Genomic DNA, 14263 nt, shown 5'->3' with positions numbered 1-14263 from the left:
GATCAAATTTCCACGAGCGCTTCGGCCAGATGGCTCTGGGTTTTCTGAGTGGCCGACAGGCGCTGGCGCAGGTCGGCGCAGAGGCTGCGGAGTTGGGTGACGCGGGCGACGATGCGAGTTTGTTCGGCGAGCGGCGGAATCGGAACCAAAAACGCCGTCAGTGATTCTTGATTTAACTTTGGCATCTTGACTCGGTTTTCAGCAACACTTACTTGATTCAGGAATGGCTTGCTCAACATGTACAAATGCAAGAACGCCGCGTTCAACCTCGAATTAATTGGATACATATCTGCGCTACATAGACCGTCAAAATCCACCACCACAGCTTTTGACAGCGAGGGGCGAATCTTTGAGTAGAGAATTTGTCCAGGCTTGAATCGATGGTTCGGACTGGTGATCTCTGCTGCCGCGACAGTGCGCTTATGCAGCAATCGTCCCGTACCTTTTTCAATGCAATCAGGAGCCACCTGCCATGCAGATCCAAAGGTTACGGGCGAAACAAGATCTGATGCAATGTCCGCAATACTTCCAAATCTTGCCAAACACCAACCCGCCGGCGACTCAAAAAGCTGATCGTCATCCGTAATCGCCGGCTGCAGCTTATCCCGCTTGATCTCCCCCGCCGCAATCAACCGATCCTTCTCCTTCCGAATCTTCTCCAGCAACACACTCGCCGGTTCATCGTTCGGATCCTGCGGCACCAACAACCCACGCACGGCGAGTTGCAGGATGGTCTGTTCCAGGGCATCCACGGCTTCGGGGCGATCGAGCAGCAGATCGAAGTGGTCACTCACGCGCTGCCAGTTGGCGGCCAGTTCGTCGGGCGAGGTGCTGTCGGTCAGCGTGCCCAGCAGGGTGTTGAGCAGTTGGGCGTGCTGCGCGGTTTCAAGCCGGCGTTGGCTTTCGAGTGCATCGCACAGGCGCATCAGTTCTTCGACGCGGGTGACGATGCGGGCTTGTTCGGCGAGGGGTGGGAGCGGCGCGACAATCTTTTCCATCTTCTCTTTGGTCATATGAACCATCGAGACGCCATGACCCGAAGCCTTGATTTCTGCAGTTTTCTCAAGTAGATACGTATGCCAGTACCTTGCATCAAAGCAACTACGATCAAAAGGCGTGAGCTTCCAAATATGATAGTGATAAATGGCCTTTGGCCCATCCCATACAAATGGCCCAAAGGACGCCGACCATGCATACAGCAAGTCGCCCGGCAAGCAATACTTTGCTGGCTCCAAGACAAGGTCTGAATAGTACCAATGGCTAGAAGTAAAAAGATTTCCAACCCGAAGCACTGGCGTTCCTGCGCTAAGCAATTCTTGCTTAGCGTATGCCCGACCGTTCAAGACGCGGACAACGTCAGCTAGCCTTACCCATTCCCATGCACTTGGTAATTCAAAAGGTTTTTCTTCGTCGCAAATTTCTGCAAACGTCTTTTCTTTCTTGACCTCCCCCGCCGCAATCAATCGATCCTTCTCCGCCCGAATCTTCTGCAACAACACACTCGCCGGCTCATCACTCGGATCCTGCGGCACCAGCTTGCCCTGCACCGCCAGCGTCAGAATCAACTCGCGCAGCCGCGCCACGCCGCCGGGTGCGGTGGCCAGCAGGTCGAATTGGCGCACCAGGGGCGGCGGCGTCTGGACCGCCGCATCGGCCAGGTATTTCGCGCTGGGTTCTTGCGCCTGCCATGCCGCGTTCATGCCGGATCCTCAGGTTGCGCGAGTTCAAGCCGCGCGCGGTCGCGGGTCAGTTCGGCCTGCAATTCGGCCTCGGTGGGGAGCCAGGGCTGGTAGCGGCTGGCGAAGAGTTGGCGGCCTTCGGCCAGCAGCGAATAGCGGGCCACGGCCTCGTTGCGCAGGTGGCGCTGGCGGGCGACGAAGGCGAAACCCTTGCCGAGTTCGAGCAGGAATTTCTGCAACTGGTCGAGCAGCCCTTGTTCGAGGTCCTTCTCGTACAGGCTGGCCGCAGGACTGGCCTGCAGGAACTCCAGCACATAGGGGTCGCGGATGAAGTCGCGCGGATCGGGCGGCGCGTCGCGTGTGATGAGCGCCTGGGCTTCGGCCTGCACGCCGTCGCGGTCCTGGCTGGAGAGCAGGCGCTGGTAGTACAGGGTGCTGATCTGGCGGCTCAGCGCCGCCACGCTCCAGGTCTGGCTGACGGCTTCGCGGGCGTACCAGAGCCGAGCGGCAGGGTCGGCCACACGCATCAGCGCCCGCAGGTGGGACCAACCCAATTCGCTCCACGGCGTGGAGCGAATGTCGTCGCCCGGCAGCGTCAGGTAGAACTGGCGGTAGTTGCGCAGGCTCTGCACAGCAAACCCGGTGCCGAACTCGGCCGAGAGCCGTTCGGCCAATTGGTTCAACACACGCTCGCCGTAGGCGGCACGGGTCTGCCCCGCCTGTTCATGCGCCACGATCAGGCGACCGACCTGCCAGTAGGTCTGAACCATGGCCTGGTTGATGTTGCGGCGCACCTGCTGCCGGGCCTGGCTCAGGACATCCCGAATCTGCGTGTAGAGCGCCTGCGTCGAGTCGCCATCGACAGCGGCAGCGGCAGCGGCGGGATTGGCCTTGTTCGCGGGTGGCGTGGCCTTCTTGTTCATTGCAAGCCTCCCAGCGACTGCGCCAGGATGGCCTTGAGCTGGTCGCGCAGCGCCTGCGACTCGGCCTGCAGACGGGCGTAGTCAGCCAGCAGCTGGTCGGGGTCGTGGCTCACCGCATCCGGCGCGTGCGGGTTCTTCTGGTCGAGGTTGTAGTTGGCGGCCCGGATGGTGGCGATGTCGACCTTCCAGGCGCGTTCGTTCTCCACCCGCGCGGCGAAACCGTCGGCCTCGTGGCCCCACCAGGCCTTCTCGGCATCGAACTCCTCGATGCGGATGGGCTTGGTCTTGTTGTAGCTCTTGGCACCGGCCGGATAGGGGTGCTCGTAGTACCAGATGGCCTGCGTCGGCGCGCCCTTGGTGAAGAACAGCAGGTTGGTCTTGATGCCGGTGTAGGGCGCGAACACGCCATTGGGCAGGCGCACGATGGTGTGCAGGTTGCACTCGGCCAGCAGCTGTTCCTTGATGCGCGTCTTCACGCCCTCACCGAACAGCGTGCCATCGGGCAGCACCAGCGCGGCGCGTCCGTTGGGCTTGAGCAGGTGCTTGATCAGCACCAGGAACAGGTCAGCGGTCTCCTTGGTGCGCACGTCGGCCGGAAAGCCCTGCTCGATGCCGGGCTCCTCGATGCCGCCGAAGGGCGGATTGGTCAGCACCACGTCGATCCGGTCGGCAGCACCGTAATCCCGGAGCGGGCGGGCCAGCGTGTTGTCGTGGCGCACTTGGCTGGGCACCTCGATGCCGTGCAGCATCAGGTTGGTGACGCACAGCATGTGCGGCAGCTGCTTCTTCTCGACGCCCAGCACGCTGGTTTGCAGCAGCGCTTCCTGTTCGGTGTTGTGGACCTGGCGACGCAGGTGCTCGATGGCGCAGACCAGGAAGCCGCCGGTGCCGGTGGCCGGATCGAACACCTTCTCGCCCAGCTGCGGGTCGACCATGTCGACCATGAACTGCGTGACGGCGCGCGGCGTGTAGAACTCGCCGGCGTTGCCCGCGCTCTGCAGGTCCTTGAGGATCTTCTCGTACAGGTCGTTGAACTGGTGCCGCTCGCTCTGGCGGTTGAAGTCGATGGCGTTGAGCTTGTTGACCACCTGACGCAGCAGCTGGCCGCTCTTCATGTAGTTGTAGGCGTCCTCGAACACGCCGCGCACCACGTAGCCACGCGGGTTGCGCTGCGGGTCGGCGCTCAGGCTCTTGAGCGTGACGAAGAGCTCGTTGTCCACGAAGCTCAGCAGCTCCTCGCCGGTGATGCCCTCGGCATCAGCCGCCCAATTCCGCCAGCGCATGCGCTCGGGGATCGGGCTTCGGTAGTCGTCGCGGGTCAGTTCGAGTTCTTCTTCGAGCGCGTCGAACACCTTCAGGAACAGCAGCCAGGTGAGCTGCGAGATGCGCTGGGCGTCGCCGTCCAGGCCGCTGTCCTGGCGCATGACGTCCTGGATGGATTTGATGACCGCAGAGAGATTCGACATGAAGGATCGGGTACGGGAAACCGTGGGGCTCAGGCCTGGGTGGGCGCGTACAGCTCGCGCTCCAGCGTGCTCAAGGCCTGCAGGAATTGGGGCCGACCGCCAAAGCTCTTGATCAGCTCGGCGGGCCGGCCGATGGCGGTGAAGGGTTGCACGTTGAAGACCGACGGGCCCTCGATGGTGGCGATGCCTTCGTCGGCGTACTTGTCGAGCAGCGCGTCGATCACCTTGCGCGCCATCGGGCCGTACTCGGTGAAGACGTTGCGCTGCTTGACCCGGCGGGCGCGTTCGCGGCGGGTCAGCGGCGGTTGGTCGTAGGCCACGTGCAGCAGCAGGTCGAAGGGGTCGAGGTCCTTCATGCCCGCGCTCGCGACCTCGTCGGCCAGCGCATCGAGGAACACCCCCTGGGCTTCGAGTTCATCGATCAGCACGGCCTTGCGCTCGGCGCTGTTCCAGGTCTGCAGGAAAGCGTCCAGCGAATCGAAGCGCTTGGCCAGGTTGATGCGGGTGTAGTCGCGCAGGCTTTCGGTAACGAGCTTGCCGTCGGCGTTGAGGTACTGGACCCGCTCGCGCGCGACCATCACGGTGACGAGGTTGCCGAGCACGTACTTGCGCGGCGGTGCGTCGGCATCCGTGTCGCCGAAGGGGCCGAGCGGCGGGTCTTGAGAAGCATCGACAGGCGAGGGCGCATCGGCCCTGTCGTCCGCGCCGGGATCGCCATCAGGGCCGATGCCATCGACGTTCTCGGGCGGCACGACCGGCTCGTCACCCCTGGGCTCGTGGACCTGCACCGGCTCGCCATCGAAGTCCTTGTCGGCGAACAGTTCGGTGGCGCGCTTGAAATCGAGGATGGTGAACCAGGTCTTGCCCAGGTCCTCGCGCAGCCGGGTGCCGCGTCCGATGATCTGCTTGAACAGCGTCATCGACTGGATGTTCTGGTCCAGCACGATGAGCTTGCAGGTCTGTGCATCGACGCCGGTGCTCATCAACTTGGACGTGGTGGCGATGACCGGATACGGCTTCTCCGGGTCGATGAAGTTGTCGAGCTGGGCCTTGCCCTCGGCGTTGTCGCCGGTGATCTGCACCACGTAGCGCGGCTGGGTCTGGCAGATGTCGGCATTGGCATTGCTCAGGGCCGATCGCATGCGGGCCGCATGGTCGATGTCCTCGCAGAAGACGATGGTCTTGGCGTGGCGGTCGGTGGCCTTGAGGTACTCGGTGATCTTGGCGGCCACCACCTCGTCGCGGCGTTCGAGCACCAGCTTGCGGTTCATGTCGGGGCCGGTGTAGATGCGGTCCTCGATCAGGTTGCCATGCTTGTCGGTCATCCCCTCGGTCGGGCGCCAGCCGAAGGTGTCGCGGTCGAGGTCGATGCGCACGACCTTGTAGGGCGCGAGGTAGCCGTCTTCAATGCCCTGTCGCAGGCTGTAGGTGTAGATCGGCTCGCCGAAGTAGTCGGTGTTGGAGACGTCCTCGGTCTCCTTGGGCGTGGCGGTCAGGCCGACCTGGGTCGCGCTGCTGAAGTAGCTCAGGATCTCGCGCCACGACGAGTCTTCGGCCGCGCTGCCCCGGTGGCATTCGTCGACGATGATGAGGTCGAAGAAGTCGGGCGAGAACTGCTTGTAGATGTTCTGCTCTTCGCTGGTGCCGGTCACGGCCTGGTAGAGCGACAAGTAGATCTCGTAGCTCTTGTCGACCTGTTTGGTGGCCTTGTTGACCGCGAGCGTCACGTCCTCGACCGTCACCGAGCCCTGCGCATCGACACGCTCGACGCCCTTGGCATTGGGGCTCAGCTTGGCCATCGCGCCCTTGAAGGGGCGGAAGTCGTTGACCATGGTCTGGTCGATCAGGATGTTGCGGTCGGCCAGGAACAGGATGCGCTTCTTGGCCCCGCTCTTCCACAGCCGCCAGATGATCTGGAAGGCGGTGTAGGTCTTGCCGGTGCCGGTGGCCATGACCAGCAGCGCCCGCTGGCGCCCTTGCGCGATCGCCTCGACCGTGCGGTTGATGGCGTTGAGCTGGTAGTAGCGCGGCGTCTTGCTCGGCGCGTAGTCGAACTCGGCCACCTGGCGCACCTCCGGCGTCCAGCCCTTCCAGGCGCAGTACCGCGCCCACAGCTCGGCCGGCGACGGGAACTCATCGAGCGTCAGATGGCGCTCCAGCACGCCGTCGGCCAGCGTGGCGTCGCGGAAGATGAAGCCCTCGCCGTTGCTGGCAAAGCTGAAGGGCACGTCGAGCAGATCGGCGTACTGGATGGCCTGGGCCATGCCCGCGCCGACCGAGTGGCCGGCGTCCTTGGCCTCGACCACCGCCAGCGGGATGTTGGGCTTGTGGAACAGCGCATAGTCCGCCCGCAGCACGGTCGAAGCATCCCGCCGCGCCTTGCGCCCGCGCACCACCACGCGACCGGCGCGCAGCGGATATTCACGGTAGATCTGCGCCATGCCATCCCAGCCCGCGCGCTCCATGGCCGGCCGGATGAACTTGTCGCAGATGTCGCTCTCGGACAGGTGGATCTTGTTCATGCAACTCCCTGGGCCTGCCGGAGACGATCTTCCGTGGCTCTACGGCCATACAGGCGTTTGATTCCTTCGGTGCCTCTGAGGGCACGTCAGGAATCATCACACATCCGTCATGCGGCCTTGAGCGCCTGCGTTGGCTCCTCGTCGGAGCGGCTCAGCCCGGTCGCCCGGACGGATGGTTGTCCGCGAGGTTGACTCCGCCCTCGTTCAGCGCCAGCGCTTCCTTGACGATCTCGCGCGAATTCAAGGCGGTCTGCGTGACCGAGCGAGTTCGGCTTCTTGAGCGAGTTCATTTCCGCGGGTCATGGGCCTGCCCCTCGCCGCCCAACCAGGAACCGTTCGGTCCGCGTCAAAACTTGTTTCACTCGACCCTGCGGGCCGTCGGGTTCTCGGACAACGTGGGCGATCTGGAAACCCTGGCTGGCGCCTGCTCACCCCCCCCCTCAAAACTCCTCCGTATCCACCTCCCCCTGGTTCTGCCCGCTGTACCGCCCGCCCTTGACCGCCCCCGGCGCCATCACCTGGTCGATGTGTGCCAGTTGTGCTGCGCTCAGCGTCACGTCGAGTGCGGCCATGTTTTCTTCCAGGTGCGCGATCGAAGTGGTGCCGGGGATGGGGATGATGTGGTTGGCGCGGCTCAGCAGCCAGGCGAGTGAGAGCTGGGCCAGGGTGCAGCCGGCGGCGGTGGCGATGGGGTGGAGCTGGGTCAGCAAGGCGCGGTTGGCGGCGTGGTTTTCGGCTGAGAAGCGGGGCATCGCGCGGCGGATGTCGCGGGCGTCGAAGGTGGCGAGGTCGAGCACGGTGTCGGTCAGGAAGCCGCGGCCGACCGGGCTGAAGGCGATGAAGGCGGCGCCGATGTCGCGGCAGGCGTCGAGCACGGCGATCTCGGGGTTGCGGGTCCAGGGCGAGTATTCGGACTGCACCGCCGCGATCGGGTGGACGGCGTGGGCGCGGCGCAGGGTCGTGGCCGAGACCTCGCTCAGGCCGATGCTGCGGATCTTGCCGGCGCGGACCAGGTCGGCGAGCGCGCCGACCGAATCCTCGATGGGCACGGACTTGTCCCAGCGGTGCAGCTGGTAGAGGTCGATGACATCGGTGCGCAGGCGGCGCAGCGAGTCCTCGCAGGTGGCCTTGATGGTCTCGGGACGGCCGTCGATCACGCGCACGCCGTCCACGCCCTGCATGCCACATTTGCTGGCGAGCACGTAGCGATCGCGCTGACCGGCCAGCAGCTCGCCGAGCAGCGATTCATTGCCGCCGAAGCCGTAGAGCGCGGCGGTGTCCAGCAGCGTCACGCCCAGGTCGAGGGCACGGTGCAGCAGGGCTGCGGCCTGTTCGCGGGCTGGCGGCTGGCCGTAGGCGTGGCTGAGGTTCATGCAGCCCAGGCCGATCGCGCTGACCTCGAAGGGGCCGACGCGGCGGGTGGGCAGGGACGTGGCGGGCTTCGTGTTCATCGGGCTTCTCTTTGCAGCTCCGGGCTTCAGCGCGGCAGCGTGCGGTGGCGCGTGAGCCAGTCGGTGGCGGCGACCAGGTCGGTGCAGATCGCGGTGGCGCGGCTGAAGTCGTGCTCGGCCGAGATCGGCGTGGGGATGGCGATGGCCGGCACGCCGGCCGCGACGGCCGCCGCCAGGCCGTGCTGCGAGTCCTCGAAGGCGACGGCTTCGCCGGCTTGCAGGCCGAGGCGGTCCAGGGCGAGCAGGTAGCAGTCGGGGAAGGGCTTGTTGCGAGGCACGTCGTCCATGCCGACGAGGGTGTCGAAGTGCGCCAGCAGGCCGTGCGGGCCGAGCACGGTGTGGATGGCCTCCTGCGATGCGCCGGTGACGACCGCGCAGCGCAGGCCGTGGGCGTGGCACCAGTCCAGCGTCGCGCGGGTGGCCGGCTGCAGCGGGTAGCCCTCGCGGGCGATGTGGGCGCGGGTCTCGTCGACCTTGGCCTGCACCAGTTCGTCGACCGTGGCCGACAGCGCATAGCGGCGCTGCACGTCCACCGCGTTGTCCAGCGTGGGCATGCCGGCGTGGTGGGTGCGGTAGGTGGCCTCGTCCAGCTCGGCACCGTGGCGCCGCAGCACGCGGACCCAGGCCTGCCAGTGCGCGCCTTCGGAGTCGACCAGCGTGCCGTCCATGTCGAACAGGACGGCCTTGAGGTGGGGGAGGGGCATGGGCTCGGTCATGGGGTCGTTCATGGGCGTGATCATGGGTTGGGTCACGGGTTGGGTCCGGTGGAGGGCCGGACGGGCCGGCATGTTGCCGTTGGCGCGGGCAAGGATAGTGGCGTGCCCAAGGACGCGGGGGGCGGTGCGCCTGTCTGGCGCACCGCCCCCCGGGGGTCAGCGTTGGTCGGGAAGGCCGATCAGCGCGGCGTTCCCTGGATCGGTGCCGACCAGGTCGATGTCAGCCCGATGGCGCCCGTGTGGGTGCGGATGCGGAAGCTGTAGGGCTGGCCGGAGGTCAGTCCGTTGACCGCGAACGTGGCGGTCGCCCTGCCGTTCACGCGGGTCACGGCGGTCCAGCTGGCGGTGGCGACGTTGCATTGCGCGACGGTGCCGGTGCAACGCTCGATGTCGTAGCCCGCGACCGCTGCCAGCGTGCTGGCCGTCCAGGCCAGCGGCACGCGCCCGGCCGGGGTTGCGCCGATGCCCAGCAGCCCGCCGGCGGTCACCGTGCTGCGGAAGTTCGCCGGCAACGGCAGGTTGCCGTTGAAGCGAGGCACGACCGCGGTCGGACCTTGCGTGGCGCCGTTCACGGCGTTGACGCGGTAGCTGTAGAGCGCGTTGGCCGCCAGGCCGGTGTTCTGCACCTGGGACGCGTTGGCCGGCAGGTTGCCGCTGGGCGTGGTGATCGTCGCGTAGGCGCCGATCGTGGCGGTGCCGTTGGCGGCCACGGTGACCGGCGCGCGCTGCACGCGGTAGGCGGTCTCGCCGGACGAGGCATCGGTCCAGCGCAGCAGGGCGCTGTTGGCGACCGTGCCGGCGCTGACGCTCAGGCCCGTCGGTGCCACGATCAGGATCGGCACGGGTGTGGCGACGCTGACCGGGTTCGACGGGCTGCGACCGGCGGCGTTCAGGGCCACCACCTGGTAGCTGAGCGTCTGGCCCGACGGCGCGGCCGTGTCGCTGAACGTCGTCGTGTTGGCGGCCAGGCTGGCCAGGGCGACGCCGTTGCGCAGCACCTCGAAGCCGGTCTCGTTGGTGGCGGCATCGGTCCAGGTCAGGTCGACCTGGGTGGGCGACACGGCTCGGACGGACAGGGCCTGAGGCGCCGCCGGCAAGGCCGGGGCGACCGAGCGCACGGTGCGCACCTGGGCGCGGTCCCAGCCGCCGGCGCTCGACATCACCGTGATCACGGACGGCGGTGCGTCGGTGCGGATGGCCACGCCGTTCGGGCCGAGCGGCTGCAGGTAGTCCTGCACCGTCAGCGTCGGCGGCACGCGGCTGTCGCTGGAACTGGCGTTGACGGTCAGCGTGTTCGTGCTCAGGTCGTAGTCGGCCTGGGTCACGACCACCTGGTCGACCAGCGCGCGCACCAGCCGGGTGGTGTCGGTGCTGGCATCGGCGACGCTGGCCACCAGCGAGACCGCGCCGGGCAGGGCGGTGGTGTTGGGTGCATCGGCCAGCACCTCGGTGGTGAAGAACTCGCCGGTCGCGTTGCCGGTCAAGGGCGCCGGCGACGGCAGCCGAGCCGCTTCGGGCGGCGTGCCCTCGACGTCCTGCACCGTCACGTTGGCTCCGGCGAGGGCGTGCGCAAAGGCGTCGATCTGGCCGACCCGGGCCGGCGTGCGGCTGTAGGTCACGCGGTCCGCAGACAGCGGGGTCTGGACGCGGCCGTCGAACAGCTGGCCCTGGACCACGAACAGATTCGTCTGCACGACGTTGCCCCCGGCCGCGTTGATGGCGATCGGCAGGCCGTTGAAGTCGGTGGCCGTGACGCGCAGGAAGTTGGTGTCGCAAGGACTGCCGACGACCGGCTGCGGCGTCGCGCCGTCACCGATGTAGCCAGCCGGTGGCGGCGGGGCGAGCACCGGGTCCCAGGTCAGCCAGGGGCCGACCTTGCCTTGGGCGACGGGGTCGTTGGCGACGAAGGACAGGTCGAAGGTCTCGCTCAGGTCACGGCCGGGCTCCAGGGCCTCGATGCGGTACTGCTCGACGCCGTACGGGTGTTCGACGCGGTAGATGCCGGTCTGCGGGACGTCCAGGCGGATGCGCAGGCGGGTGAAGGTGAGCTGCTCGCCGGCGGTCGGCTCCTCGGTGGTGTAGGTCGCCTCGGTGGCCATCACGACCAGGGCGTCGAAGCCGCGGGTCGGCTCGGCCAGGCTGGCTTCGGCCAGCCAGTAGAACGACTCGGTGCCGGTGCCGGTCTGTGCCGACACCAGGTTGCCGGGGATCGCCGGGTCGAAGAAGCACAGGTCGGCGTTGCGGCAGATCTGCAGCGACAGGCCGCGGCTGTCGGTGACGGATTCCGGGTAGCTGTCGATCGGGTTGACCGGGCCGGTGGCAAACGGCGTCGCGCCGTTCGGTGCCGGGCAGGCGGCGTGTGCGAGGCCGGCAGCGCCCAGTTCCAGGGCGCCGGCCAGCAGGGCCGCGCCGAGGGCGCGGGTCTTGTGTCGCTTGAGAAGTCGGTTGTGGCTCATGTTGCGTCGGTCCGGGCTCAGGGGTTGATGACGGTCAGCGGCTTGCTGGCGGTGCCGCCGGCGCTCGAACGCACCGACACGGCGGCCGGCAGCACGGTCAGACCGCTCACGCTGGCGGCGCCGTTGACGAGCGCGGTGCTGGCGCCATCGGGCAGGGCCAGCGTCAGCGTCGGCAAGCTCCCGGGGGCCTGATCGCTGGACGTCGCCGTCACGCTGAGCGTGCAGGTGCGCGGGGCGGCCGAGCATTGCGCCTGGGCCGAGGTGATGGTCACCAGGTCGGTGACCGGAACGTGCTGGACGGGGCTGGGCGCGTTGCCCTGGGCCGCGTTGGTGGCGGAGATCGCCACGGTGGCCGGAACGGCGCTGACGTCGGCGGCCAGGAAGTGGCGCCCGGTGCCGTCGCCCCGGAAGGTGCCACCCGGCGTGGCGCTGACCACGGCGGTCGTCGGCGCGGTCGCGAACAGGCTCAGCGTGGCTGCGCCGGTGGTGCGCGCATAGGTCGCGCCGGTGACGGTCAGCGGCGTCAGGCCTTGCGGCGCGAGCTTGCCCTGGACCGTGAACTGACGGCTCACGAAGCTCGAGGTCGAGCCGTCGCCGTCCTGGTCGTTGGCATCGATCGCGAGCGGGGTCGTGCCATCGAGTGCGGTGGCCGAGATGCGCACGAAGTTGCGGCCGCACGGGCTGCCGATGACGGCATGCGGCGTCGCGCCGTCGCCGATGTAGCCCAGCGGCGCGGCCGGTGCCACAGCCGGATCCCAGCGCAGCCACGGGCCGACGATGCCGGTGCGCGAGCCGTTGGGCGTGAACTCGACGTCGATGGTCTCGTTGATGTTGCGGCCCTGCGGGCGACCCCGGTCATCCAGCACGCTGGCGACGGTGTAGGTCCGTTGGCCCCAGGGGTGCTGGACGGTGTAGATGCCCGGCTGGGCGACATCGACCCGCACACGCAGGCGCGTGAACGAGAACTGCTGGCCAGCAGCGGGCACCTCGGTCAGGTAGGCCGCCTCGGTGGCCATCACCACGACCGCGCCAACGGCGGCGGCGCCGGTGGTCGCGAAGGCGTTTTCGGCCAGGAACCAGAAGCCCTCGCCGCCAAAGCCGGAGGCGATGGACTGGGCGTTGCCGGCAACCACGGGGTCGAAGAAGCAGGGCGGCGGGTTGCCCTGGCCGTCGACGCTGTCGGTGCAGATCACCAGGGCAACGCCTTCGGAGTCGACCACCTGGTAGGCAAAGCCGGTCTGCGGGTTGACCGCTCCGGCGGTGAACGGGGTCGTGTTGTCGGGCCGGCACAGCGTCTGTGCCAGCGCCGCGCCGGGGCCGGCCAGCGTGGCCGCCACGGCCAAGGCCAGCGCGAGCGGTCGCGGATGCATCGTCATCAGGTCTCTCCTCAAGAGGGGTTTCGGTCAGCGGTCCTGTGTGGGCGACGTGGTCGCCACAAGGCCGTTTCCGGCTTACGCAACCTTGTGGATGTTGGATGCACGTTTCACAGGTATCTCAATGTAACTTGACGAATGATAAGTTAGACAAGGATTGCACCCGTTTGGGTTGAAGCTGAACCGTGGCCTCCGTCATGCGATTCGCGCAGATCGATCCTTGTTTTTCGTCGTTTGAGCGCACTTGAGCCGTCTCCATAATTCGTTTTCCGAATAAGAGGCGGGCACACGCCCGGGACGACCGTGAACTTCCAGCAGCTGAGATCGGTTCGCGAGACCGTCCGTCTGGGCTTCAACCTGACCTCGGTGGCGCAATCGCTGCACACCTCGCAGCCGGGCGTGAGCCGCCAGATCCGCGAGCTGGAGGACGAGCTGGGCGTCGAGATCTTTGTGCGCGCCGGCAAGCGCCTGACCGGCCTGACCGCCCCGGGCGAGGCCGTGCTGCCCATCGTCGAGCGCCTGCTGACCGAGGCGCAGAACCTGAGCCGCGTCGGCGAGGACTACGCCGAGCGCGACAGCGGCCGCCTGTCGATCGCGGCCACCCATTCGCAGGCCCGCTACGCGCTGCCGCAGGTGGTGCGTGACTTCCGCCAGCTCTACCCGCGCGTGACGCTCAACCTGCACCAGGGCTCGCCGCGCCAGGTCGCCCAGATGCTGCTGGACGGCGAGGCCGACATCGGCGTCGCCACCGAGGCACTGGCCCAGTACGACCAGCTGGTCGCCCTGCCCTGCTACCGCTGGACCCACAGCGTGGTCGTGCCAGCGGGCCACACGCTGCTGCAGGCACCCGGCCCGCTGACGCTGCAGCAACTGGCCGCCGAGCCGGTCATCACCTACGACGCCGGCTACACCGGCCGCACCCACATCGACGAGGCCTTCGCCCGCGCGGGCGTGCAGCCCGAGGTGGTGCTGACCGCGATGGACGCGGACGTCATCAAGACCTACGTCGAACTCGGTCTGGGCATCGGCATCGTCGCGTCCATCGCCTTCGACCCCGAGCGCGACCGCAACCTGCGCGCCATCGATGTCCGCCACCTCTTCGCGACCAACCTGACCCGCCTGGCGGTTCGCCGCGGCACCTACCTGCGCGCCTACGTCTACGACTTCATCCAGGCCTTCGCCTCACCGCTGACGCGGGCGGTGGTGGAACAGGCGCAGGCCGAAGCGCCGGGGGCCGACTTCGAGATTTGACCGGGGGGGCGACGTCAACGCCCCTCGACCAAAGCCCGAGGCACGGTGGCCCATCGGCACCAGCCCGTCGGACACGGGGTGTCCGACCTACCGCTGAATGGCGTCGCCGGAGGGCGACGGATACGAGCATGTCGAACCGGCATCGCCGATCTGCGTTGCGAGAGCCACGCGCCCGCCGCGTCCGCCCGACCGCTGAATGGCGTCGCCGGAGGGCGACGGGCTCGGGCGTGTCGAACCGGCATCGGCGCTCGGTCCGGTAGGTCGGACACCCCGTGTCCGACGGGCTGTTGACCGAAGGCGCGTTGGGGCTGGTGAACGGCGCCGCCGGTCTTGGCGAGGTGATCGGTCGGCGTCTGGTTCGGCGGGTGTTGGCGCGCGGAAGCGATCGAACGACGATGAAGACGCAGCCCCTCAGATCGCCGCTGC

The 14263-nt window shown here is 67.3% G+C and carries 10 protein-coding genes; 1 reads left to right on the top strand and 9 read right to left on the bottom strand.

Translation table 11 applies throughout. From position 1 onward, the window contains the following. Positions 1-2: 2 nt before the first annotated feature. The 9 genes from EV685_RS14540 to EV685_RS20655 form a co-directional block, all read right to left on the bottom strand. Entirely contained in the window at positions 3-1700 is a 1698-nt protein-coding gene (locus EV685_RS14540; protein WP_130482746.1) for a restriction endonuclease subunit S, read from the bottom strand. Beyond that, positions 1697-2602, bottom strand: coding sequence for a PDDEXK nuclease domain-containing protein (locus EV685_RS14535; RefSeq protein WP_130482745.1), 906 nt, complete (start codon positions 2600-2602; stop codon positions 1697-1699). Before EV685_RS14535 ends, EV685_RS14540 begins: the two co-directional genes overlap by 4 nt. Next, positions 2599-4068, bottom strand: coding sequence for a type I restriction-modification system subunit M (locus EV685_RS14530; protein WP_130482744.1), 1470 nt, complete (start codon positions 4066-4068; stop codon positions 2599-2601). Before EV685_RS14530 ends, EV685_RS14535 begins: the two co-directional genes overlap by 4 nt. Before the next feature lie 29 nt (positions 4069-4097). After that, on the bottom strand, positions 4098-6590 hold the full coding sequence (gene hsdR / locus EV685_RS14525; RefSeq protein WP_130482743.1) for an EcoAI/FtnUII family type I restriction enzme subunit R: 2493 nt from the start codon (positions 6588-6590) through the stop codon (positions 4098-4100). Between the two features lie 151 nt (positions 6591-6741). Then, positions 6742-6834: a JAB domain-containing protein gene (locus tag EV685_RS14520; protein WP_130482742.1), complete on the bottom strand. Its 93-nt coding sequence runs from the start codon at positions 6832-6834 to the stop codon at positions 6742-6744. A gap of 196 nt (positions 6835-7030) precedes the next feature. Beyond that, on the bottom strand, positions 7031-8041 hold the full coding sequence (locus tag EV685_RS14515) for an aldo/keto reductase (protein WP_420820832.1): 1011 nt from the start codon (positions 8039-8041) through the stop codon (positions 7031-7033). A 26-nt stretch (positions 8042-8067) separates the two neighbouring features. Next, positions 8068-8745 carry an HAD family hydrolase gene (locus tag EV685_RS14510; protein WP_165396811.1) on the bottom strand — a complete coding sequence of 226 codons (678 nt, stop codon included), beginning with the start codon at positions 8743-8745 and terminating at the stop codon, positions 8068-8070. A gap of 191 nt (positions 8746-8936) precedes the next feature. After that, on the bottom strand, positions 8937-11213 hold the full coding sequence (locus EV685_RS14505; protein WP_165396810.1) for a fibronectin type III domain-containing protein: 2277 nt from the start codon (positions 11211-11213) through the stop codon (positions 8937-8939). A gap of 17 nt (positions 11214-11230) precedes the next feature. Then, positions 11231-12589 (bottom strand): hypothetical protein, encoded by a 1359-nt coding sequence (locus EV685_RS20655; RefSeq protein WP_165396809.1) that lies wholly within the window; start codon positions 12587-12589, stop codon positions 11231-11233. A gap of 300 nt (positions 12590-12889) precedes the next feature. Here EV685_RS20655 and EV685_RS14500 point away from each other — a divergent pair, with 300 nt between their 5' ends. Next, on the top strand, positions 12890-13837 hold the full coding sequence (locus EV685_RS14500) for a CysB family HTH-type transcriptional regulator (protein WP_130482739.1): 948 nt from the start codon (positions 12890-12892) through the stop codon (positions 13835-13837). The last annotated feature ends 426 nt before the right edge of the window (positions 13838-14263 follow it).

This window comes from Sphaerotilus mobilis, assembly GCF_004216565.1.
GTDB lineage: Bacteria > Pseudomonadota > Gammaproteobacteria > Burkholderiales > Burkholderiaceae_C > Sphaerotilus > Sphaerotilus mobilis.
The sequence above is the reverse complement of the archived record's forward strand: the minus strand, read 5'-3'. Positions and strand labels throughout refer to the sequence as shown.